Annotated in this window: 22 protein-coding genes; 14 read left to right on the top strand and 8 right to left on the bottom strand. The window is 71.2% G+C overall.

Annotated features, from left to right (window positions below; translation table 11 throughout):
- Positions 1-24 precede the first annotated feature (24 nt).
- Positions 25-153: a hypothetical protein gene (locus AFR_RS48445; RefSeq protein WP_274519533.1), complete on the top strand. Its 129-nt coding sequence runs from the start codon at positions 25-27 to the stop codon at positions 151-153.
- A gap of 12 nt (positions 154-165) precedes the next feature.
- On the opposite strand, the gene fdhA is transcribed toward AFR_RS48445, so the two are convergent.
- From fdhA to AFR_RS19785, 3 genes are all read right to left on the bottom strand, one after another.
- Positions 166-1,413, bottom strand: coding sequence for a formaldehyde dehydrogenase, glutathione-independent (gene fdhA / locus AFR_RS19795; RefSeq protein WP_023362568.1), 1,248 nt, complete (start codon positions 1,411-1,413; stop codon positions 166-168).
- Between the two features lie 46 nt (positions 1,414-1,459).
- Positions 1,460-2,458, bottom strand: a complete 999-nt coding sequence (locus tag AFR_RS19790) for a hypothetical protein (protein ID WP_148308009.1) — start codon at positions 2,456-2,458, stop codon at positions 1,460-1,462.
- 146 nt (positions 2,459-2,604) lie between these two features.
- On the bottom strand, positions 2,605-5,478 hold the full coding sequence (locus tag AFR_RS19785) for a M36 family metallopeptidase (protein WP_023362566.1): 2,874 nt from the start codon (positions 5,476-5,478) through the stop codon (positions 2,605-2,607).
- Between the two features lie 142 nt (positions 5,479-5,620).
- Here AFR_RS19785 and AFR_RS19780 point away from each other — a divergent pair, with 142 nt between their 5' ends.
- From AFR_RS19780 to AFR_RS19770, 3 genes are read left to right on the top strand one after another with little or no spacing between them, the layout of a single operon-like run.
- Positions 5,621-7,069 carry an FAD-linked oxidase C-terminal domain-containing protein gene (locus AFR_RS19780; protein ID WP_023362565.1) on the top strand — a complete coding sequence of 483 codons (1,449 nt, stop codon included), beginning with the start codon at positions 5,621-5,623 and terminating at the stop codon, positions 7,067-7,069.
- Complete coding sequence (locus AFR_RS19775) at positions 7,069-8,214, top strand: FAD-binding oxidoreductase (protein WP_023362564.1); 1,146 nt, start codon at positions 7,069-7,071, stop codon at positions 8,212-8,214. Before AFR_RS19780 ends, AFR_RS19775 begins: the two co-directional genes overlap by 1 nt.
- Positions 8,214-9,569 (top strand): (Fe-S)-binding protein, encoded by a 1,356-nt coding sequence (locus tag AFR_RS19770; protein ID WP_023362563.1) that lies wholly within the window; start codon positions 8,214-8,216, stop codon positions 9,567-9,569. The genes AFR_RS19775 and AFR_RS19770 overlap by 1 nt, the downstream gene beginning before the upstream one ends.
- On the opposite strand, the gene AFR_RS19765 is transcribed toward AFR_RS19770, so the two are convergent.
- Positions 9,560-10,096, bottom strand: coding sequence for a TetR/AcrR family transcriptional regulator (locus tag AFR_RS19765; protein WP_023362562.1), 537 nt, complete (start codon positions 10,094-10,096; stop codon positions 9,560-9,562). The two genes, AFR_RS19770 and AFR_RS19765, sit on opposite strands and share 10 nt — an antisense overlap.
- Before the next feature lie 67 nt (positions 10,097-10,163).
- On the opposite strand from AFR_RS19765, the gene AFR_RS19760 reads away from it, so the two are divergent.
- On the top strand, positions 10,164-10,703 hold the full coding sequence (locus tag AFR_RS19760) for a hypothetical protein (protein WP_023362561.1): 540 nt from the start codon (positions 10,164-10,166) through the stop codon (positions 10,701-10,703).
- Here the strand turns inward: AFR_RS19760 and AFR_RS19755 are convergent.
- Entirely contained in the window at positions 10,690-12,879 is a 2,190-nt protein-coding gene (locus AFR_RS19755) for a rhamnogalacturonan lyase family protein (RefSeq protein ID WP_023362560.1), read from the bottom strand. The two genes, AFR_RS19760 and AFR_RS19755, sit on opposite strands and share 14 nt — an antisense overlap.
- Before the next feature lie 193 nt (positions 12,880-13,072).
- On the opposite strand from AFR_RS19755, the gene AFR_RS19750 reads away from it, so the two are divergent.
- Positions 13,073-14,194, top strand: a complete 1,122-nt coding sequence (locus tag AFR_RS19750; protein WP_023362559.1) for a cellulose binding domain-containing protein — start codon at positions 13,073-13,075, stop codon at positions 14,192-14,194.
- Positions 14,195-14,236: 42 nt separating this feature from the next.
- On the opposite strand, the gene AFR_RS19745 is transcribed toward AFR_RS19750, so the two are convergent.
- Positions 14,237-14,563 (bottom strand): putative quinol monooxygenase, encoded by a 327-nt coding sequence (locus AFR_RS19745; RefSeq protein WP_023362558.1) that lies wholly within the window; start codon positions 14,561-14,563, stop codon positions 14,237-14,239.
- A 196-nt stretch (positions 14,564-14,759) separates the two neighbouring features.
- Between AFR_RS19745 and smpB the strand changes: the two genes are divergently transcribed.
- Positions 14,760-15,242: an SsrA-binding protein SmpB gene (smpB, locus tag AFR_RS19740; protein WP_023362557.1), complete on the top strand. Its 483-nt coding sequence runs from the start codon at positions 14,760-14,762 to the stop codon at positions 15,240-15,242.
- A gap of 7 nt (positions 15,243-15,249) precedes the next feature.
- On the opposite strand, the gene AFR_RS19735 is transcribed toward smpB, so the two are convergent.
- On the bottom strand, positions 15,250-15,726 hold the full coding sequence (locus AFR_RS19735) for a hypothetical protein (RefSeq protein ID WP_023362556.1): 477 nt from the start codon (positions 15,724-15,726) through the stop codon (positions 15,250-15,252).
- 78 nt (positions 15,727-15,804) lie between these two features.
- On the opposite strand from AFR_RS19735, the gene AFR_RS19730 reads away from it, so the two are divergent.
- From AFR_RS19730 to AFR_RS19700, 7 genes are all read left to right on the top strand, one after another.
- Positions 15,805-16,752: an ATP-binding protein gene (locus tag AFR_RS19730; protein WP_023362555.1), complete on the top strand. Its 948-nt coding sequence runs from the start codon at positions 15,805-15,807 to the stop codon at positions 16,750-16,752.
- Between the two features lie 119 nt (positions 16,753-16,871).
- Entirely contained in the window at positions 16,872-18,053 is a 1,182-nt protein-coding gene (locus AFR_RS43740) for a hypothetical protein (RefSeq protein WP_023362554.1), read from the top strand.
- 23 nt (positions 18,054-18,076) lie between these two features.
- Positions 18,077-18,934 carry an SCO6745 family protein gene (locus tag AFR_RS19720; protein ID WP_041842433.1) on the top strand — a complete coding sequence of 286 codons (858 nt, stop codon included), beginning with the start codon at positions 18,077-18,079 and terminating at the stop codon, positions 18,932-18,934.
- Between the two features lie 101 nt (positions 18,935-19,035).
- Positions 19,036-19,758, top strand: a complete 723-nt coding sequence (locus AFR_RS19715) for an energy-coupling factor ABC transporter permease (RefSeq protein WP_023362552.1) — start codon at positions 19,036-19,038, stop codon at positions 19,756-19,758.
- Entirely contained in the window at positions 19,755-20,102 is a 348-nt protein-coding gene (locus AFR_RS19710; protein ID WP_023362551.1) for a PDGLE domain-containing protein, read from the top strand. The genes AFR_RS19715 and AFR_RS19710 overlap by 4 nt, the downstream gene beginning before the upstream one ends.
- Positions 20,102-20,863: a cobalt ECF transporter T component CbiQ gene (gene cbiQ, locus AFR_RS19705; protein WP_023362550.1), complete on the top strand. Its 762-nt coding sequence runs from the start codon at positions 20,102-20,104 to the stop codon at positions 20,861-20,863. Before AFR_RS19710 ends, cbiQ begins: the two co-directional genes overlap by 1 nt.
- The gene (locus AFR_RS19700) at positions 20,860-21,600 is read left to right on the top strand and encodes an energy-coupling factor ABC transporter ATP-binding protein (RefSeq protein ID WP_023362549.1); all 741 of its coding nucleotides are present in this window, start codon (positions 20,860-20,862) and stop codon (positions 21,598-21,600) included. Before cbiQ ends, AFR_RS19700 begins: the two co-directional genes overlap by 4 nt.
- Here the strand turns inward: AFR_RS19700 and AFR_RS19695 are convergent.
- A complete protein-coding gene (locus tag AFR_RS19695) occupies positions 21,581-22,762 on the bottom strand; it encodes a thiolase family protein (protein WP_023362548.1) in 1,182 nt (393 codons plus the stop codon). The genes AFR_RS19700 and AFR_RS19695 overlap by 20 nt on opposite strands.
- Between the last annotated feature and the right edge of the window lie 13 nt (positions 22,763-22,775).

Raw genomic sequence — 22,775 nt, 5'->3', positions numbered from 1 at the left:
CCGGCACCCCGCAGACTTCTCGGCATGGTGGTGATCAGCAGTTGGACCGACGGAGACCGTCCCCAGACCCGGCGCGACGTCGCCCGTGAACTCGTGGCGGTCTGGGCCGTGCACTTCCAGCGCTGCTACCGGCTCATCCGCCAGGCCCACTGACCCCGCACCACCTCAGGCGGCGCGCCCGCCGAGCAGACCGTGCGGGTCGATGACGTACTTGCGGGCCGCGCCCTGGTCGAAGTCCTGGTACCCCTGGGGCGCCTGATCCAGCGAGATGGGCGTGGCGTTGACGTTCTTCGCGATCTGCACCCGGTCGTGCAGGATCGCCATCATCAACTCCCGGTTGTACTTCATCACCGGGCACTGACCGGTGACGAACGAGTGGGACTTGGCCCAGCCGAGCCCGAGCCGGATCGACAACGAGCCGACCTTGGCCGCCTCGTCGACACCACCCGGATCACCCGTGACGTAGAGACCCGGGACGCCGATCGCGCCGCCGGCCCGGGTGAGCTCCATCAGCGAGTTCAGGACCGTCGCCGGCATCTCGGTCTCCGAGTCGGCGCCGTGACCGCGGGCCTCGAAGCCGACCGCGTCGACGGCGGAGTCGACCAGCGGCTGACCGATCGCCGGTGCGTCCCGGCCCAGGATCTGGTGCACCTGCTCCACCGGGTCACCCTCGGCGACGTTGACGGTCTCGCAGCCGAAACTCCGGGCCTGCGCCAGCCGCTGCTCGTTGAGGTCGCCGACGATGACAACGGCCGCGCCGAGCAGGAACGCCGACGACGCCGCGGCCAGGCCGACCGGTCCCGCACCCGCGATGTAGACGGTGGATCCCGTGGTGACGCCGGCGCTGACACAGCCGTGGTAGCCCGTCGGGAAGATGTCGGTCAGCATGGCCAGGTCGAGGATCTTCTCCATGGCCTGGTCCCGGTCGGGAAACTTCAGCAGGTTCCAGTCGGCGTACGGCACCATCACGTACTCCGCCTGGCCACCGATCCAGCCACCCATGTCCACGTAGCCGTACGCCGACCCCGGCCGGTCCGGGTTGACGTTGAGACAGACGCCGGTCTTGCGTTCCTTGCAGTTGCGGCACCGGCCGCAGGCGATGTTGAAGGGCACCGAGCACAGGTCGCCGACCTTGATGAACTCGACGTCCGGTCCGATGTCGACAACCTCCCCGGTGATCTCGTGACCGAGGACGAGCCCTTCCGGCGCCGTCGTGCGCCCGCGGACCATGTGCTGGTCGCTGCCGCAGATGTTGGTCGCCACCGTCCGGAGGATGGCACCGTGCGGGGTCTTCCGGCCGACGTTCTCCTTGTTGACGCCGGGCCCGTCCTTCATCTCGTACGTGGGGTAGTCGCCGTCCTGGATCTCGACCCGGCCGGGTCCTCGATAGACAACCGCTCTGTTGCCTGCCATGTCACGCTCCGTTCCTGAATTGTCACGCAGCCATGACGGACATGTTTCACCGGCCACCCGGGAAAGAGAACCCCTGTCGCACCCACAGCACGGCGCGGGTGGTGAAGCCCGGGCCGGCGGTGGTGCTGTAACCGGCGATCCGGCCCTGCTCGTCGATGTCGTTGGCCTCGGCGGCCTCGCCGAGTTTCGGCAGCACCCGGGCCCGCCCGTCCTGCCACACGACGCCGCCCAGATCGCTGCGGCCCACCACCTGATCGCGGTTGTTGAGCTTTTGCACGATGAAGAACGAGGCACCGGCCGGCGGATCCACCGCGGTGAACCGGCCGTCACGCCACAGGTATCCGCGGGAGAACCCTCCACCCTCGACCACGAACGAGCCGGTCACGTGACCACGACCGTTGATGCCGGTGGCGCCGCCGAGCTCGTCCGAGAGCTGCAGCCGCTCGCCCCGCGACCAGCGGACCGGTACGGCGCTGTAGTTCCCCGCGCCCCAGTAGCCCGCGATCTGACCGGCGTTGTTGATGTCCTGGGCGTCGGAGTAGTCGTTGACCGGGTCACCGCCGAGATCGGTCAGCACACCGTCGCGCCAGACGAACCCGTGCAGGGCACTGCCGTTGTCCGCATTGCCGACGATCTCGCTGCGGTCGTTGATCGCCAGGGCCTGGCTGTCGCGGCCACCGGGCAGCGCGCCGAGGTCGATCATCGTGCCGCGCCGCCACAGGAACCCGTGGATCGTGTCCCCGTCGACGAAGCTCCAGCCGACGACCTCGTCGCGGTTGTTGATGTCGCTGACCCGGGTGTATCCGCCGGGCAGGGAGCCGAGCTCGGTGAACCGGCCGTCGCGCAGAAGGAACGACGTCCCGTTCCGGTTGCCGACCACATGACCGAGATCGTTGATCGCGATCGCCTCGCTGTCGTCGCCCGCGCCCAGGTCGATCAGGCGCCAGGAGGGAGCGGCAACGGCGGGCTGCGGCACGAACACCGCCGAGACGGCGACGGCGACGAACACCGCCACGATGCGATACCACGGTGACCGGCTCTGCATCAGATCCCCCTTCACGACGCGCGGGCATCGTTCAGCATCCACCGGTTCGCCGGGGACGGAGGGGGTCGGTGCGAGATCTGACACTTCCGGACAGAGAAGGGCCCGGGAGGTGCGGCCGCCACCGCAGTCTCCCGGGCCCGGTTTCCTCAGCTGCTGAACACCTCGAACTCGGCGGCGACCACGTTGCCGGCCGCCGCGGAGGCGGTCGTGCAGTCCGTGGCGCTGCGCGGGTCGTTCTCCTGTTCGCCGGCGTAGAGCGGGTTGCCGGTGCACTGGTTGGTGAGGACGCGCAGCTTCACGTGGGTGGCCAGGGTCGGCCGGACCGGGAAGGACTTCAGGACCAGGTTCGGGACCTTGGGCCGGAACTGCGCGGTGTCTAACGCGTTCGCCGGGCTGGCGTACGCGACCTTGTAACCCGCGTCGGTCGCACAGTCGGCGCCCGCCGCGGCGTTGCAGGTCAGCACCTCGAACTGGCGGACGGTGCTGTACATCGTGGACGTAGCGGCACCGGCGCCCGGGAAGGCACTGAGCTGCACCCGGGAGACCAGCTTGGCGGCGTCCGTCGGGAGGTCGACGGTGACCTGACGGCCGGCCGCACCGCCGGTGGCGGTCCAGGCGGTGCCCTCGGCGTCGTCGGTCAGGCGGCCCAGGTTGGTGCCGTCACCGCTGATCGTCGCACCGGAGGCGGACGACGCGAGGTTCGCCGGCATGACCACGCCGACGTTCGCGGTGACACCCGGGTAGACGGTCTGGGTGAACCGCTTGTGGCCGTAGCCCGTACCGATGGCCAGGAACTTGTAGGTGCCGGGGGCCAGGGTGACGGTCTCGGGCAGGGCCGTCGCCGGGTCGGTGTCGGCGACCGGCACGGCGCCGAAGTCGTAGTCACCGACGTAGAGGCGGACGGGCTTGCCCGACGCCTCGCCGAGGGCCTTGAAGGTGATCTCGGAGTTCTCGACGTACGGCGACGCGAAGCTCGGCACCGGGTCGGCGTCGGCCGGGCCGCTGGACGCGCCGGCACCCATGCCGCGGGTGGCGAACGCGTTCCAGAGCAGGTCGGCGTTGGCGCCGTCGAAGCGCAGCGCGTCGGCGGTGATCATGTTGTCGCGCATGTCGAGCATGCTGATCGAGCCGGTCGCCGCGAGCAGGAACGAGTCGAAGACCAGCTGCGCCCAGCGCCGGTTGCCCGGGCACTCGGTCGCCGGCGTGGTGCCGGCCGCGCAGCTCTCCTGCAGGGCCCGGGTGCCCGAGCCGTACTTCGCGATCAACGCGCGGCGGACGTCGAAGTTCGTCGCGCTCCAGATCTCGCCGTCGGAGTGGACGGCTGCACCGCGGTCGTACCCGACGTTCGAGTAGTTGAGCGGGCTGTTGCTCATGTCGTAGTTGCGGATGCCCGTGCCCAGGTCGCCGGTCACGTACGCGCCGGTGACGTACGGCGTGTTGCCCCGCGGGGTGTAGCCGCTCTCGAAGAGGTACTCCATGGCCAGGAGGTCCGACCAGCTCTCGCCCATCGCACCGCCCTGGGAGGAGCTGATGCCGCTGTCCGGGCCGGCGATCATCCGGTTGCTGATCGCGTGGGTGTACTCGTGGCCGATGACCGTCATGTCGTAGTCACCGTCGACGCAGGGCGGGTACGCGCTGCCGGCGAAGGGCTGCCACATGTACATGTTGGTGGTCGGCTGCATGCCGTCCGGCGGCGTCGCCTGGTTGGCGTTGTTCCGCGTGGTGGCGGTGGCCGCACCCTGCTGGGCGTTGCCCCGCTCGGCGTCGGCGCCCTTGCCGTACGCGACGGTGTTGGTCTTCTGGAGGTTCCAGGTGGCCTCGGTGAAGCCGAGGTTGTACGACCAGTCGTGCATCCGGTTGTGCATCGCGAAGAGGTTCGCGGTGGCGGCGTCGACGTCGGCCCGCTCGGGCGAGGTCAGCGAGTTCGGGTCGCACTTGCTGGTGTTCCACTGGTTCGTGAACGGGTAGACGTACTCCCGGTCGGGCCTGGCCGTCGCCGGGGTCGCCGGGGAGCCGTTGCCCCACAGGCTGACGGTCTCGGCGGAGTTGCCGGTCGTGGTGAACGTCGGCAGGCCGGTGGCCGGGTCGATGTCCCACGGCTTGCCGGTGGCCGGGTCGATCACCTGACGCGAGCAGCCGGTCGCGGTCGTCGCGCACCAGGTCTGGCGCGTGTCGGCGCCGTTGGCCGGCGGGGTGGCCGGGAAGACCTTCCAGTGCGGGTCGTCCTCGGCGAAGTTGACCAGGTTCTCCCGGAGCAGGACCTTGCCGTCGCGGGCGTCGATGTAGGTCGTGTAGCCCAGCGGGTGCTCGGCGTCCTTCGACATCACGACGACCTCGTACGCGGCCCGCGGGTCGGCGCCGGGCATCGGCACCGCAACGAGCCGGACGCGGGAGTCGGCCAGGTCGGCGCGGTCGATCTTCGCGTCGGCGAGGGCGGCGGCGGTCGCGTCGTCGGCGGACAGCTTCGCGGCGGCGGGCTTCGCGGTGCTCGGGCTCAGCGTCGAGGTGACCTGGAGGACGTCGCTGCCCTTGACCGCGACGGCGACCAGGCCGTCGTGGGCCGCGGGCAGACCACCGTAACGCTGACGCATCAGCACGACCGTGCCCTTGCCGACCTTGGTCTGCGCGATCGTCTCGAGCTCGTCGACCGCGGCGGTCTTCAGGGAGAAGAGACCGACACTGCCCTTCAGGTACGCACGAGCCACGCTGTTGGCGTCGCCCTTGAGCCCCGCGGCGAGGCGGCCCTTGGCCGGGGTCACGGAGGCCGGGGTGCCGAGCTTGTTCCAGCGGGTGACGAGGTTGTCGTCGCGGACCAGGGAGCGCTGGCCGGCGCTGGGGGCGGCGGTGCCGCCGCGGTTGTCGACGAACGCGTACTCGTCGTCGAGGTGCTCGCCGGTCAGCGGCGTGGCCCCCGCGGGCTCGGAGCCTGCGGGTGCCGCCTGCGCGCCGATGGGCGCGGTGGCGAATATCGTGGTCGCGGCGAGGATACCGGCGACGGCGGACCGTCTGCGTCTGCGCACGCATGCCTCCTGAGATCGGCCCGGAGGATCTCTCCGGACGTTCGAGACACTACGCGTGCATAGACGTGCGTAGATGAACGAATTGTTTCAACGATGACGGCGGGCGGCCCGGCGGGTTACGTTGTCCCCCGGAGGGTCGCCGATGACCGCACTGGAACGCCTCGCCACCGGACTGCGCTCCGCGCTGGGCGCCGGCCGGGTGATCAGCGACCGGCAGGAGCTGCGGACGTACGAGTGCGACGGCCTCGCCCACTACAAGGTCACGCCCGGCCTGGTCGTCCTGCCCCGCGACGCCGCCGAGTGCGCTCGGACGGTCAAGGCCTGCGTCGAGGCGGGTGTGCCGTTCGTGGCCCGGGGGTCGGGCACCGGGCTCTCCGGTGGCGCCCTGCCGCACGCCGACGGGGTGCTGATCGTGACGTCGAAGATGCGCACGATCATCGAGGTGGCCCCGGACGACGAGCGTGCGGTCGTCGAGCCCGGCGTGATCAACCTGCACGTCACCCACGCCGCGACCCCGGCCGGCTACTACTACGCGCCCGACCCGTCCAGCCAGCAGATCTGCTCGATCGGCGGCAACGTGGCGGAGAACTCCGGCGGCGCGCACTGCCTGAAATACGGCTTCACCACGAACCACGTGATCGGCGCGCAGATCGTCACCCCGGAGGGCGACCTGGTCGAGCTGGGCGGCCGGGCGCCGGACTCCCCCGGGTACGACCTGCTCGGCGCGTTTGTCGGCTCCGAGGGCACCCTCGGCATCGCGACCCGGGTGACCGTACGCCTGACACGCCTCCCGGAGACCGTGCGGACGTTGCTGGCCGCGTTCCGGACCACCGACGAGGCCGGCGCCGCCACCTCGGCGATCATCGCGGCCGGGGTCGTGCCCGCCGCCGTGGAGATGATGGACGCGCTCGCCATCGAGGCCGCCGAAGCCGCCGTGGCCTGCGGTTATCCGGCCGGGGCGGGCGCTGTGCTGATCGTCGAGCTGGACGGGCCGCGGGCCGAGGTCGAGGCGCAGTTCGAGCAGGTGACCGCCCTGTGCGACGGCAACGGCGCGTTCGAGCTGCGGATCGCGGCGGACCCGGCCGAACGCGCGTTGTTCTGGAAGGGCCGCAAGTCAGCATTCGCCGCCGTCGGCCGGATCAGCCCGGACTACATCGTCCAGGACGGCGTGATCCCGCGGACGGCGCTGCCCGAGGTGTTGCGCCGCATCGGCGAGGTGTCCCGCGCGCACGGTGTCCGCGTCGCGAACGTCTTCCACGCCGGCGACGGCAACCTCCACCCGCTCGTGCTCTTCGACGACGGTGTCCCCGGCGAGGCGGACCGCGCCGAGGAGGTCTCCGGGGCGATCATCGACCTCTGCATCGAGTACGGCGGGTCGATCACCGGCGAGCACGGCGTCGGGATGGACAAGGCGAAGTACATGCCCCGCATGTTCACCGACGACGACCTCGAGACCATGCAGTTGCTGCGCTGCGCGTTCGACCCCGCCGGGCTGGCCAACCCGGGCAAGGTCTTCCCTACGCCCCGGCTCTGCGGCGAGGTGCCCAGGCGGCACAAGGCCGGCGAGACGACCCCGGCGGAGCTGTTCTGATGGCGCTCTGGGAGGCAGCGACCGGCGAGGACACCGTCGCGGGTGTGCCGGCCCGGTTCGTCGCGGCCCCGGCGAGCACCGAGGAGGCGTCCGAGGTCCTGCGCGCGGCCGCCGCCGACGATCTCACGGTTGTGGTGCGCGGCGGCGCGACCAAGCTCGACTGGGGAATGCCACCGCGCCGCGCCGACCTGATCGTGGACACCCGGCACCTCACCGGCGTCGTCGAGCACGCCGCCGGCGACCTGATCGTCGTCCTCCGCGCCGGGACGCCGCTCGCGTCGCTCGACCTGCCCGGCCAGCAGCTCGCCCTCGACCTGCCACTGCCCGGCGCGACCGTGGGCGGCACGGTCGCGACCAACACCAGCGGGCCGCGGCGCCAGGCCTACGGCACGGTCCGCGACCTGCTCATCGGCATCACCGTGGTCCGGCCGGGCGGCATGGTCACCCGGGCGGGCGGCAAGGTCGTCAAGAACGTCGCCGGGTACGACCTGGGCAAGCTCTACACCGGCTCGTACGGCACGCTCGGGCTGATCACCGAGTGCGCGTTCCGGCTCCACCCGCGCCCGGCCGCGCAGGCGGTGGTGCTCCGGACGGCTCCGGCCGCCGCCATCGGGGCACTGCTGGCGGCGGTCCGCGCCGAGCAGGTCGTCCCGGCCGCAGTCGAGCTCGACGCTCCCGCGCAGGGCCCGGTGACGCTGGCCGTGCTGGTCGAGGGCACGGCGATCGGCGTCCGCGACCGGGCCGCGACCCTCGCGAAGGTGCTGGACGGCGAGGTCACCGACACGCTGCCGCCGTGGTGGGGCGCGTACCCGTGGACGGGCGAGGAGGCGGGCCTGAAGCTGACCGCGGCGCTGTCGCGCGTACCGGATCTCCTGGGCTGTGGTGTTGCCCTGCGCGGGTCGGCCGGCACCGGGGTGCTCTACGCCGCCGTCCCTGCCGAGGGGGCGCCGACCGTGGTCGAGCGTCTGCGCGCGACGGCGATCCGGGCCGGCGGCCACGGCGTGGTCCTCACCGCGCCGCCGCCGGTGCGCGACCAGGTCGACATGTGGGGGCCGATGCCCGGGCTGGCCCTGATGCGCCGGGTCAAGGACCAGTTCGACCCGGCGCACGCCTTTGCGCCCGGCCGCTTCGTGGGAGGCATCTGATGGTCGACGGGACCTGGGGCAGCGGGGATCAGCCGCCGCGCGACGTGCTCGGCCCGGTCCGCGCCTTCGACGACCACCGCCCGCCCAGCCTCGATCTGGTCAACGACTGCGTCCACTGCGGCTTCTGCCTGACCACCTGCCCCACGTACGTGCTGTGGGGCGAGGAGATGGACTCGCCGCGCGGCCGCATCTACCTGATGAAGGAGGGCCTCGACGGCGAACCGATGACGGACTCGATGGTCCAGCACATCGACGCGTGCCTCGGCTGCATGGCGTGCGTGACCGCGTGCCCGTCCGGGGTGAAGTACGACCGGCTCATCGAGGACACCCGCGCGCAGGTCGAACGGCGGCACCCCCGGTCCGCCCGCGATCGGGCGCTGCGGTCGGCGATCTTCGCCCTGTTCCCGTACCCGCGGAGGCTGCGGCTGCTGCGGGGGCCGCTGCGGGCGTACCAGGTCAGTGGTCTGCAGGGTCTTGTCGCCCGGACCGGTCTGCTGCAACGGCTGGCGCCGGCACTCGCCACCCTGGAGTCGCTGGCGCCGCGGCTGACGCGGGTCCCCCGTCCGCCGCGGCGGGTCCGCGCCCGAGGCAAGCGGCGCGCCGTCGTCGGCGTCCTGACCGGCTGCGTCCAGGGCGCGTTCTTCCCGGACGTGAACGCCGCGACGATCCGCGTCCTGGCCGCCGAGGGCTGCGACGTGGTGATCCCCCCGGCGCAGGGCTGCTGCGGCGCCCTGAGCGTCCACAACGGACGCGAGCAGGAGGCGCAGGGTTTCGCCCGCCGCCTGATCGACCGCTTCGAACGCGCCGGCGTCGACCACGTCGTGGTCAATGCGGCCGGCTGCGGCTCCTCGATGAAGGAATACGCCGACCTGCTCCGCGACGACCCCCGCTATGCCGACCGCGCCGCGGCCTTCGCCGCCAAGGTCCGTGACCTGTCGGAGATCCTGGTCGAACTCGGCCCGGTCGCTGAACGCCACCCGCTCCCGGTGACCGTCGCCTACCACGACGCCTGCCACCTCGCGCACGCCCAGGGCGTCCGCGCCCAGCCCCGCGCCCTGCTGAACGGCATCCCCGGCCTGGAGGTGCGCGAGATCGCCGACCCGGAACTCTGCTGCGGCTCCGCCGGCGTCTGGAACATCCTCAACCCGGCCCCGGCCGCCGACCTCGGCGACCGCAAGGCCACCAACGTCCTGGCCACCGGCGCGACCCTGCTCGTGACGGCCAACCCGGGCTGCCTCATGCAGGTGGCGTCGGCCGTCCGGCGTCAGGGCGGGGAGATCGCCCTCGCCCACACCGCCAAGGTCCTCGACGCCTCGCTCCGCGGCCTTCCCGTCTCGAGCCTGCTTCAGCCGTAGAGCTCGTCGAGGTAGGCGACCAGCTCGGTGTCGGCCTCGGCCGGGGTCAGGTGGCCGGCCAGGACCTGCACCGAGAGACCGTCGACCAGGGCGTGCAGGCGGCGGGCCGCGCGCTCGTCCTCGGTGGGGACGAGGTGACGGCACAGGTCGTACATCGCGGTGAAGTGGGTGCGCTGGACGCGGGCCAGGGCCGGGTCGCCCAGCCCGAGGGCCAGGAACGAGAACATGATCGAGACCTCGGTGCGGCGTTCGGGGTCCAGCGGCATGGTCTCGCGCAGGATGGCGCTCACGTCGGTCCGCGGCCCGGCCTCGATGCGTTCGGTGACCTTGGTGATGACCAGCTCGCAGGCGAAGGCGAGCAGCTCCGCGCGGGTGGCGAAGTAGTGCCGCAGCGCCCCAGATGACCAGCCCGACTCGGCCGCGACCGTACGGATGGAGACCTCGGCGACACCGTCGCGGTCGATGACACGCCAGACGGCTTCGCCCAGCTCACGGCGGCGTTCGGTGTGGTCCACGATCTTCGGCACCTTCCGATTGTCGCACGACTGTGTTATCAAGGAAACAACACAGTTGTGCGAAAACGGGGAGGGTGCCATGGTCGCGGTGATCGTCGCGTGTGAGATCGGGTTCTGGGTGCTGCTCGGCCTCGGGCTGGCCGCCCGCTACCTGCTGCGGGCCCGGGCCCTCAGCACCGCACTGCTGCTGGCCGTGCCGCTGGTCGACGTCGTGCTGCTCGTCGTGGCGGCGCTGGACCTGCGCGGTGGCGGCGAGGCCGGCCCACAACACGGGCTCGCCGCCGTCTACATCGGTGTCTCGCTGGCCTTCGGCCACCAGCTGATGAGCTGGGCCGACCAGCGGTTCGCCCACCGGTTCGCGGGTGGGCCCGCACCGGTACGCCCACCGCGTACCGGACGGGCCCACGCCGCCCGCGAGCGGCGGCAGTGGCTCAGGCATCTGCTTGCGTATGCCGTGGCCGCCGCCGTGCTCGCCGTCTTCACCCTGTTCGTCGGTGACGTCGCGCGGACCGTGCCGCTGTGGTCCGTGATGGCACCGTGGGCGATCGTGCTCGTCGTCGACTTCATCTGGGCCTTCAGTTACACCGTGTCGCCGCGCCGGGGACCTACGGCTGGTTGATGGTCGGCCGGGGTGGGGTCGCCATGCCCGAGCCGAGGAAGAAGCTCGGGTGCGGCGGCTGGTTGTAGGCGGTGTTCTGCCAGGCCAGCGCCACCCGGTACTGCGAGTCCTGGAGCAGGGTGGTGATCCGGCGGTCCGTCGCGACCGGCGTCGCGTAGATGCGCAGTGCGGTGTTGTCGGCGGTCGGCCAGATCACCTCCTCGCGCCAGTCGCCCCACAGGTCACCCGAGAGGGACGGGGTCGACTTGGTGCCGTTGTTGGAGTGGACGTTCGCCGCGGTCAGCAGCCGGCTGTCCGACGAGGTGCCGTACTTGTCGATGTGGGTGCCGTCGAGCAGTTCGCGGACCGGGTCGCCGTCCCACCAGGCGAGGAAGTTCATCGAGCCCGGCTTGCGGCTCTGCACGACCGAGCCGGACGGGCCGCGCAGGCCGTCGGCGGCTGCGGACCACGACTCGGCACCGGCACTGCCGGCCCAGACGTCCGCGGACACGCCGCGGCCGTTGTCACCTCCGGCCGGGGTCGACCAGAGCACCTGACCCGTACGCGCATCGGCGAACCAGGACGACGGTTTGCTCGCGTCCTCGTCGACCTTGAACACCTCGAGACCGGACCGGGACGGATCGAGATCGCCGACGTGGAGCGCGTCACCGTGACCGAGGCCGGTGTTCCACAGCTTGTAGCCGTTGTCGTCGATGGCCAGCGAGCCGTAGACGATCTCGTCCCGGCCGTCGGCGTCGACGTCCGCGACCGAGAGCTGATGGTTGCCCTGGCCCGCGGTGCCGGAGTTCGTCGAGCTGTTGCTGTCGAAGGTCCAGCGCCGGGTCAGCGTGCCGTTGCGGAAGTCCCAGGCCACCACGACCGTACGGGTGTAGTAGCCGCGGGCCATGATCAGGCTGGGCCGGGTGCCGTCGAGATAGGCGGTGCCGGCGAGGAAACGGTCGACGCGGTTGCCGTACGAGTCGCCCCAGGAGGAGACGGTGCCGCGCGGCGGGACGTAGTCGACGGTGGACAGGGCCGCACCCGTACGCCCGTCGAACATCGTCAGGAACTCGGGTCCGGTGAGGATGTAGCCGCTGGAGTTCCGGTGGTCGGCGCTCGCGGAGCCGATGACCTGACCCGTGCCCGACACGGTCGCGTCGGCGGTTTTCATGGCCACCTCGGCGTCACCGTCGCCGTCGTAGTCGTACACCTGGAACTGCGTGTAGTGCGCACCTGCCCGGATGTTGCGCCCGAGGTTGATCCGCCACAACCGCGTGCCGTTCAGCTCGTACGCGTCCACGTAGACCGGGTCGGTCACGCCGGACTGCGAATTGTCCTTGGCGTTCAGCGGCTCCCACTTGAGGACGATCTCCAGCTGACCGTCGCCGTCGAGGTCGGCGGCACTCGCGTCGTTCGCGGCGTACGCGGAGCCGTTCGGGTTCTGGATCGGCACGTCGAGATAGCCGTTGGCGAAGTTCAGCGCCGTGCCCGAAGCCGCCTGCTCGACCCCACCCACCACAGCCCTGACCGTGTACGCGGAACCCGCCGCGGCCCCGGCGTCCAGATAGTTCGTCGAGGCGGTGATCGGCGTGCTGTTCACCCTGGTCGTGCCGCGGTAGACGTTGAAAGCCACGTCGGCCGGGTCGGCGGCGAGCCACCGCCAGCTGACCAGGTTGCCGCTCCCGGACCGTACGCTGATCAGCCCGCGGTCGAGCCTCTCCATCTGCCGCCCGGCCGCATTGGCCGGCGGTGGAGCTGTCGTCGGCGGCGGTGTTGTCGGCGGTGTGGTCGGCGTCGTGCCACCGGTGCACGCGACACCGTTGAGCGTGTAGGACGACGGGTTGGTGTTCGCGCCCGGGCTCGCGGCGTTGAAGCCGAAGGTCGCGGAGGTGTTGGTGCCGAGCGCCGCGTTGTACCCCGCGTCCTTGACGCTGACCGCGGAGCCCGCCTGCGTGACGACGCCGTTCCACAGCTGGGTGACCGTCTGCCCGGACGGGAAGGTCCAGCCCAGCGTCCAGCCGTTCACCGGGTCGCCGAGGTTGGTCACCTCCACGGAGGCGCCGAAACCACCCTGCCAGGTGTTGGTGACCGCGTAGGTGACCCGGCAGCCGGCTGCGGCCCGGGCGTCGACGACGGTCAGCAGGGTGGCGCCGATCGCCACGACGCCGAGACCGGCGATCTTTCCGATGGTCCGCATCCGGATCCCCTCACGCAGTGACACGTATCAATTGGGAGCGCTCCCAAGAATGCCGCCGCGTAATGCTGCCGTCAAGCCCCCGAAATCTACAGGCAATTAACCTTCGTGAATGCCGGGTCTGTTTCTGGGAGCGCTCCCATGCCATGATGCGGTCATTCCCCTTTCGCGGTTCAGCTCTCCCCGAGGTGAAGTGATGTCCGGAAAGAAACTGCTCGCCTGCATGGCCGTGGCCGCGCTCGTCCCCATCGGTCTCTTCGCCGCGCCGGCGTCCGCCGCCGCCGGGTGCAGCGTCGCCTACACGGTGACCAACCAGTGGCAGGGCGGCTTCGGCGCGTCCGTGGCGATCACCAACCTCGGCGACCCCGTCGCCGGCTGGACCCTGGCGTTCTCGTTCCCCTCCGGACAGACCGTCACCCAGCTCTGGAACGGTGTCGTCACACAATCGGGCTCCGCGGTCAGCGTCAAGGACGCGGGTTACAACGGGTCGATCGGCACGAACGCGTCGACGTCGTTCGGCTTCAACGGCGCCTGGTCCGGGTCGAACACCGTGCCGTCCTCCTTCACGCTCAACGGCGTGACCTGCACCGGAGGCGTCACCACTCCCCCGACCACACCGCCGCCGTCCACACCACCACCGACCACACCGCCGCCCACCACGCCGCCTCCGACGACCCCGCCGCCCACCACCCCGCCGCCCGGTGCTGCGGTCAAGGTGATGGCGCTGGGTGACTCGATCACCGGGTCGCCCGGGTGCTGGCGGGCGCTGCTCTGGCGGCAGTTGCAGCAGGGCGGGTACACCGGTGTGGACTTCGTCGGCACGCTGCCGGGGCAGGGCTGCGGCTTCACCTACGACGGTGAGAACGAGGGCCACGGCGGTTTCCTGGCCACCAACGTCGCCGACCAGAACCAGCTGCCGGGCTGGCTCGCGGCCACCGATCCGGACGTCGTGATGATGCACTTCGGCACGAACGACGTGTGGAGCAACCGCTCCCCCGCGACGATCCTGGCGGCGTTCACGAAGCTGGTCGGCCAGATGCGCGCCTCGAACCCGGCGATGAAGATTTTGGTCGCGCAGATCCTGCCGATGACACCGAGCAATTGCGCGGACTGCAACCAGCGGGTGCTCGCCCTCAACGCGGCCATCCCGGCCTGGGCGGCATCGACGAGCACCGCGGCCTCCCCGGTCACGGTCGTCGACCAGTACACCGGCTTCAATACCGCGATCGACACCCCGGACGGTGTGCACCCGAACGACGCCGGCAACGTCAAGATCGCGAATCGCTGGTATCCGGCGCTGACCGCAGCTCTGTCCTGACGCCGCTCGGCAGGGCCCCGATACCCCGGGGCCCTGCCGCGGTCAGTCGCGGACGGCCATCTCGCCGAGCTCGGACCAGTCCTCCTGCTCGACCGACTGGCTGACGATCTTCGGGGTCGCGGCCAGGTGCGGTGGCAACTCCTGCTGGGCCTGCTTGAAGTGCGCCGACCCGACATGCGCACCGCCCGCGTCACCGTCGCGGAAAGCCTCCACCAGGACGTACTCGTGCGGGTTGTCGAGACTGCGGGACCACTCGAACCACAGGCAGCCCGGCTCCGCCCGGGTCGCCTCGGTGAAAGCCCGCGAGATCTCGGGCCAGCGGTCCGCGTCCTCGGCCTTGACCAGGAACTTCGCCGTAATGAAGATCATGAGTGCCTCCGCGTCGGGGATCGTCCGGCCTGCACCGGCCGCTGACCTGAATCATCCAACCGGCCCACGGACCCTGCAGTGGTCGAGCGGGATCTCCGGCAGTTCGATCCTCCACCGGAATTCGATGGCGTGGACCTGAGGGGCGACGGTTACGGTGAGCACCGGGTGAGGTTCCGGTGACGACGAGGGGGGCCGCGTGGCCAGGGAGACCGGGCGCAAGGTCATCGCGTCCAACAAGAAGGCCCGGCACGACTATGCCGTGCTGAAGACCTACGAGGCGGGGCTGGTGCTCGCCGGCACCGAGGTGAAGTCCCTGCGGGCCGGTTACGCCTCGATCGTCGACGCCTTCGCGCAGGAACACGAGGGTGAGCTCATGCTCTACAACCTGCACATCGCCGAGTACGGCTTCGGCTCCTGGACCAACCACGCGCCACGCCGCACCCGCAAGCTGCTGCTGCACCGGATCGAGATCGCCCGCATCCTGGAGAAGCTTCGCGAGCCCGGCAACACCCTGGTGCCCCTGTCGCTGTACTTCAACGACGGCTGGGCGAAGGTCGAGCTGGCCCTCGCCCGCGGCAAGAAGGAGTACGACAAACGCCAGACCCTTGCCGAACGCGACGCCAACCGGGAGATCGCCCGCGCCATGGGCCGCCACCTCAAGGGCCGCACCAAGGCCTGAGCCCGGCTCACCAGGGCAGCTCGGTCACCTCGGCGGTGGCGGGGGCTGTGGGTGAGTGGGCCGGGGCCGGGCGGTCCGGCTCGGTGGTGCGGCTGTATCGGCCCTGGTGGCGGGTGACCGGCAGCGGGACCATGCGGATCGGGGCCGGCGGGTCGGTGAAGCGCCCCGGGCCCCAGCGGACCCAGAGCGGAACACGGCCTGCCTCGGCCTCGGCGCGAAGTTTTTCCAGGGTGCGTTTGCGGTCGGTGTGGTCGATCTCCACCACGATCGGGGGTGCGCCGGGCCGCGCGAGAGCCACGTCGAGCACCGAGTGCTGCTTGTCCATCGGCGGCGGGAGGGTGACCACGCTCGGGGCACGGCGGTAGACGCGCCAGCCCTGCGCCTCACCCCAGGCTGCCACCGCGTCGATGATGCGGGTGGTCACCTCGTCCTGGGTGAGGTCCGCGAAGGTCAGTCGCGCCAGCCAGGCTTCGAGGTCGTCCATGGCGGCAGATTATCGGCTCCCTCCGACATCCGGCCCGGCGACTTGACCCTCTTGTTGAAAACGGTTATCACTATCGCCATGAAAATCGCCTTCGTCGGAAAGGGTGGCGCGGGGAAGACCACGCTCGCCGCCCTGTTCAGCCGTCAGCTCGCCGCGCAGGGGCGGACCGTGCTGGCGCTCGATGCCGACATCAACCAGAACCTCGCCCCAGCACTCGGCGCCTCACCCGGACAGCACGCTCTGGGCGACAGCCTCACCGAGATCAAGGACCACCTGCGCGGCTCGAACCCGCTGATCAGCTCGGCTGCGGCCATGGTCAAGACCACACCGGCCGGTCGCGGTTCGCGCCTGCTGCGGGTCACGGAGACCAACCCGATCTGGTCCCGCTGCGTCGCCACCACCGGCGGGATCCGCTTCGCCGGTACGGGTGCATTCGCCGAGTCGGACCTCGGTGTGTCCTGTTACCACTCGAAGGTCGGGGCGGTGGAACTGATCCTCAACCACCTGGCCGACGCCGACGACGAGTACGTCGTAGTCGACATGACAGCGGGCGCCGACGCCTTTGCCTCCGGGCTGTTCACGCGGTTCGATCACACCTTCGTGGTGTGCGAGCCGACCGTACGCGGGATCGGGGTCTACCGGCAGTACAGGCAGTACGCCGCCGATCACGGGGTCGCACTGTCGGTCGTGGGCAACAAGGTCACCGACGCGGTCGACGTGGACTTCCTGCGGGAGCACACCGGCACCGACCTGCTCGCCTGGCTGGGCACCTCGCGGCACGTCCGGGCCGCCGAGCAGGGCCGCCCCGGGCCGATCGAAGGGCTCGAACCGGAGAACCGGGCCGTCCTGGACACCATGCGCGCCACGGTCGACGCGACCGTCCGGGACTGGGACCGCTTCCAGGCGCAGGCGGTCGAGTTCCACCTGCGCAACGCGCACGCCTGGGCCAACGACGCCACGGGCGAGGACCTGACCCGGCAGGTCGACCCGGGCTTCGTGATGGGTCCCGCGCGGGTGACGAGCTGAGGGCTCAGGGTTCGTCCGCGTGGCGTACGGATGGGCGGGGTGCGCGAATTTCCTGATTACTCCGATCCGCGGGCGTCCCGGATGCGTACCTGTCGGTGGCACCGACATGGAGGTACACCATGCACGGAATCACCGGCGACCCCTCGTCACCGCAGGACTGGCCCGAGCCCGGCCATCCCCTGCCGGGTGACGAGCCGACGCTCGAACTGCCCGTCGTCACCGCGGAGATGCTCGCGGCGGACACACCGCGGTCGACGCCGACGCTGGCCCAGGCGGCGCTCACCCTGGCTCTGACCGGCGCCGATCCCCAGCGTTCGCGGCGCGTCCCGGCCCTGGGCCGGCTCGGCCGTCCCCGCTCCGGGCCCGCACCCCTGACCGAACCCACGCAGGAAACGCCGCAAATCGGGAACGCTCAGCCGGGAACGCCACAGGCCGGAAACGCTCAGCCGGAAACGCCGCAGGCCGGAAACGCGCGGCTGGAAACGCCGCAGGCCGGGAACGCGCAACCGGGAACGGCGGCACCCGGAACGCTGGAACCGGCATCGGCTGATGCCGCCGCGCCGGGCCGGCGGTGGTTGATCGGTGCGGGTGTCGCCGCCGTTGCGCTGCTGCTCACCGGGGCGACCGTCATCGTCCTCGGCCGGGACGGCAGCCCGCCGGCCGACGGCGGTGGCTGGAGCCCGCCGGTCGCTGCCGCCGCCGCGGCCCACACCGCCACCGCGGCCCTCGAAGGCCGCACGACCGCCGGTTTCGACCTGATCGACGGCGCGAAGAGGGTGACCGTCCGGGCCGCGGACCTGGGCGACAGCCTCTACCGGATCAGCACTCCGGAGACCGGCACCGTGGTGCCCCGAGCCGATGAGCAGGACGGCCGCGTCCGGCTGCGGCTCGACGGTGACGCCCAGGCGGTCGAGGTGCTGCTGAATGCCGCCGTGCTCTGGGACCTGCGGATGGCCGGTGGTGCCGACCTCAGCACGATCGATCTCAGCGCGGGCCGCGTCGGCGGTGTGGATCTGACCGGCGGCGCGGGCCGCATCGCTCTGACCCTCCCCCGGCCGGACGGCACCCTGAACGTCCGGATGAGCGGCGGTGTCAGCCTCTTCGACGTACGGACCGCGGGCGCGGTCCCGGTGCGTGTCCGCGTAGGCAGCGGCGCAGGTCAGGTCACCGTGGACGGCCGCAGCCACGCAGGAGTAGCAGCCGGGAGGACGTTCACGCCGGACTCGTGGGACGCGACGGCGAACCGCGTCGACGTGGACGCGGCGGCCGGGATGTCGGCACTGACGGTCGCACCCTACTAGCGGGTAATGACAGGATGGCGGTCATGACCGACGTGACCCCCGCCCTGGCCCGTGAAGCGTGGCGGCTCGCCGAGCCGCTGCACGCGATGATCTACTTCGTGCCCGAGGCGCAGGAGCGCTACGACGCCCTCGGCATCCCGGTCACGGCGGGTTACTTCGCCTCGCGGGGCGGTGTCTTCGGTCCCGTCGGGCCGGGGCCGGTCGTCGCCACGTTCTACAACTTCGAGCCCGGGCTGGTCGCGCGGGCACTGCCGGCGGTCTGGGAGATCGCTTCACCCGCGGCGGCTCTGGCGGCCCGGCTGGACGCGGCCGGTGCCGCGCTGACCCGCGGGCTCGGTGACGCGGTCAAGAGCCCGGAGGTGGCCGAGGCCGCCGAGCTGGCCCGGCGCGCCGCGGAGTCCGCCACCGCGTACGCCGAGGGCCGGCCGCTGTTCGCCGCCCACGCCGGCCTCGACTGGCCGGACGAGCCGCACCTGAAGCTCTGGCACGCCATCACGCTGCTGCGGGAGTTCCGGGGCGACGGGCACGTGGCCGCGCTGCTGGTCGCTGGGGTCACCGGACTGCAGTCGATCGTTCTGCACGCCGCGTCAGGGCAGGCCAACGGTCGGTTCCTGCGGGCGAGCCGCGGGTGGAGCCGGGAGCGGTGGGCAGCCGAGGTCGCCGTGCTGCAGGAGCGTGGGCTGATCGACGGTGAGGAGCTCAGCGAGAGCGGCCGCGAGCTGCGGGCGCGCCTCGAGGCTGACACGGACCGGCTGGCCGTCCCGGCGTACCAGGTGCTGGGCTCTGAAGGGTGTGAGCGGCTCGCGGAGCTGACGCGGCCGTTCAGCCGGACCCTCGTCAAGGCCGGTTTTCTCGCCGCGGCGGCACCGCCCCGGAAGTGATCCACATCCCAGCCCCGCCGAGGCTGTTGCCAAAGCTTTGCAACTGCTACTGAGCCCCATATGCTGACCCGGAGGTGCCGATCGACCGGGGAGGTTGTCCGATGGACGTTCAGGCGATGCACATCGCCAACGGGATCGTGAACGGCACGGTTTCGGCGATCTTTGCCGTCTTCGCCGCTCTGGCCCTGGCCTTCTGCGTGTGGCGTGCGCGTGCCGACCTCGACGACAAGCTGGCGCCGATGGCCGGCCTGGTCGCGGCGTTCATCTTCGCGGTGCAGATGCTCAACTTCCAGGTGCTGCCCGGTGTCTCGGGTCACCTGCTGGGCGGCACCCTCGCCGTCGTCCTGGTCGGACCGTGGGTCGGCGCGCTGTGCGTCTCGACCGTCCTGATCATCCAGTGCCTGCTCTTCGCCGACGGCGGCCTGACCGCCCTCGGGCTCAACATCACCAACATGGCCATTCTCGGTACGGCCGCGGGGTACCTGCTGGTCGCCGGGCTGATGCGGCTGCTGCCCAAGACACCGGGCGGCGTCGGCGCGACCGCCCTGATCGCCTCGATCGTCGGTGTGGTGGTCGCCTCGCAGGGGTTCGTGTTCGAGTACTGGCTCGGTGGCACGACGCAGCTGTCGCTGCCGTGGGTGTCCGGGACCATGGCCGGCACCCACGTGCTCATCGGCATCGGTGAGGGCCTGATCGCGGCGACCACCGTGGCGACCGTGGCGCGGGTCCGCCCGGACCTCGTCTACGCGCTGCGGCGCTTCCGCAAGCCGCCGCCCGTCGCCACCCCGGCGGCGCCCGCCACGGTCTCCGGAGGTGCCGCGTGAGCAAACGACTCGGATGGTTCCTGGCCGGTGGCCTGCTGGTGGCCCTGCTGCTGGCCGGAGTGGTCAGCAACTTCGCCTCCGGCAGCCCCGACGGCCTCGACGCGACCGCCCGTGAGGGCTGCACGTTCAACGCCCAGGGCGAGATCACCGGCGGCACGTGCATGCTGCAGAAGGAGCAGGACCACCAGCTGTCGGACAGCCCGCTCGCCGACTACGGCATCAAGGGCATCGACAACGAGTACCTGTCGACCGGTCTCTCCGGTGTCCTCGGCGTCCTGATCACCTTCGCCATCGGCGGCGGCGTGTTCTGGCTCGTGCGGCGGCGTACGCCCGAGAAGGTCTGATGGGCGCGGGCCACGCACATCCGCTGCACCTGGACCACCGCAGCCCCGTGCACGCGCTCGCCCCCGAAGTGAAGATCCTGGCCACGCTGCTCTTCACGATCGTGGTCGTGGCGACGCCGCGGACGGAGTTCCTGGCCTTCGGCGGGTACGCCCTGCTGCTCGCGGTGGTGACGGCGCTCGCCCGTGTGCCCGTACCGTGGCTGGCCCGGAGGGCGACGATCGAGCTGCCGTTCGTGGTGCTGGCGGTGGCCCTGCCGTTCGCCGGTCACGGTGAGCGGATCACCTGGCTGGGGATGTCGCTGTCCGTCGACGGCCTCTACGGCGCGTGGAACATCTTCGCCAAGGGCACGCTCGGTGTTGTCGCGTCGCTGCTGCTCGCCGCGAGCACGACCATGCGCGACCTGATCCTGGGCCTCGACCGGCTGCACTGCCCCCGCGTCTTCACGCAGATCGCCACGTTCATGCTGCGCTATCTCGACATCCTCGCCGACGACGCGCGGCGCATGCGGATCGCCCGGCTGTCCCGCGGTTACGATCCGAGGTTTCTGTGGCAGGTCAAGGCGTTCGCGGTCGGTGTGGGCGCGTTGTTCCTGCGGGCGTACGAGCGCGGCGAGAGGGTGTACCTGGCGATGGTGTCGCGCGGTTACGACGGGCGCCTGCCCCGGCCCGAGGGCGGCGGCGCGACGACCGCGGACTGGGCGGTGTCGGCGGTGCTGCCGGTCGCCGCCGCCGCGATCGCGCTGCTGGCGGTGCTGCGATGAGCCTGGAGATCGCCGGGCTGACCTTCGCCTACCCGGACGGCAGCGTCGCCCTGCACGGTGTCGACCTCAGCGTCGCCGAGGGCGAGCGCGTGGCACTGCTGGGCCCCAACGGCGCCGGCAAGACCACCCTGGTGCTGCACCTCAACGGCATCCTGCACGGCGGTGCCGGCACGGTCGACGTCGGCGGCCTGCGCGTCGATGCTGCCGACCGCGCCCGCCTGGCGGAGATCCGGCGCCGGGTCGGCATCGTCTTCCAGGACCCCGACGACCAGCTCTTCATGCCGTCCGTCGCCGAGGACGTCGCCTTCGGACCGGCCAACCTCGGCCTGCGCGGCGCTGAGCTGCAGGCCCGGGTGGACGAGGCCCTCGAGGCCGTCGACATGGCCGCCCACCGCGACCAGGTGCCGCAGCACCTGTCGTTCGGTCAGCGGCGGCGGGTCGCGGTCGCCACCGTGCTGGCGATGCGGCCCTCGCTGCTGGTCCTCGACGAGCCGTCGTCCAACCTGGACCCGGCCAGCCGGCGCGAGCTCGCCGAGATCCTCCAGCGCCTGCCGGTCACCGTGCTGATGGTGACCCACGACCTCCCGTACGCGTTGCAGCTCTGCTCCCGCGCCGTGATCCTCGACGACGGCCGGATCGTGGCCGACGCCCCGACACCCGAACTCCTGGCCGACGAGGAACTGCTGAAGGCCCACCGGCTCGAGCTGCCGTTCGGGTTCAGCCCAGTCGCTCGATGACGGTCGCGTTGGCGGTGCCGCCCGCCTCGCACATCGTCTGCAGCCCGTAACGGCCGCCGGTCCGGTCCAGGACTCCGAGCAGCGTGGTCGCCAGCCGGGCCCCGCTCGCGCCGAGCGGGTGACCGATGGCGATCGCACCACCGTCCATGTTGACCTTCGCCGGGTCGGCGCCGGTCTCGGCCAGCCAGGCCAGGACCACGGACGAGAACGCCTCGTTGACCTCGAACGCGTCGATGTCGGCCAGGGTGAGCCCGGCGCGGGCGAGCACCTTGGCGGTCGCCGGGATGATGCCGGTGAGCATCAGGATCGGGTCGTCACCGACGGCCGTGGCGGTGTGGACGCGGGCGCGTGGACGCCAGCCGCGCTGCCGGGCGATCTCACTCGTGGTGACCACCAGGGCCGCGGCGCCGTCGTTGACCGGGCTGGAGTTGCCGGCGGTGACCTTCCAGTCGATGGCGCCGAACCGCTGCTCCCAGCGCTCGTCGGCGAAGGCCGTGCGGAGACCGGCCAAAGTCTCGACGGTCGTGCCCGGACGGATCGTCTCGTCGGTCTCCAGGCCGGCCATCGGCACGATCTGCTCCGCGAACCGCCCCTGTTTCCACGCCTCGGCCGCCCGCTGGTGACTCGTCGCGGCGAACTCATCGAGCTGGACACGCGTGAGACCCCATCTGCGGGCGATGAGCTCGGCGCTCACACCCTGCGGGACGAGGCCACCGGGGTAACGCGCGGCGACCGCCGGACCGCCGACGAAGGCCCGGGTCCCGCCGGCCAGGGCAGAACTGCCGATCGGTACGCGGCTCATCGATTCCATGCCGGACGCGATCACGATGTCGTAGGCACCGGCGGCGACCCCCTGGGCGGCAAAGCTCAACGCCTGCTGGCTGCTGCCGCACTGGCGGTCGACGGTCGTGCCGGGCACCGACTCGGGGAAACCCGCGGCCAGCACCGCGAGCCGGGTGTTGTTGGTGCTCTGCTCGCCGACCTGCCCGACCGTGCCGCCGATGACGTCGTCGACCTCGGCGGGATCGAGTCCCAGCCGGTCGACCGCGGCACGCAGGACATGGGCGTGGAGGTCGACGGGGTGGATGTCCGCGTACGCGCCGCCGGGCTTGCCCTTGGCGACCGGTGTGCGAACGGCTTCGACGATGACTGCATCTCGCATGGTGCACCTCCGC

It is taken from the genome of Amorphoplanes friuliensis DSM 7358, from assembly GCF_000494755.1.
In the GTDB taxonomy this organism is placed as follows: Bacteria; Actinomycetota; Actinomycetes; order Mycobacteriales; family Micromonosporaceae; genus Actinoplanes; species Actinoplanes friuliensis.
The sequence above is the reverse complement of the archived record's forward strand: the minus strand, read 5'-3'. Positions and strand labels throughout refer to the sequence as shown.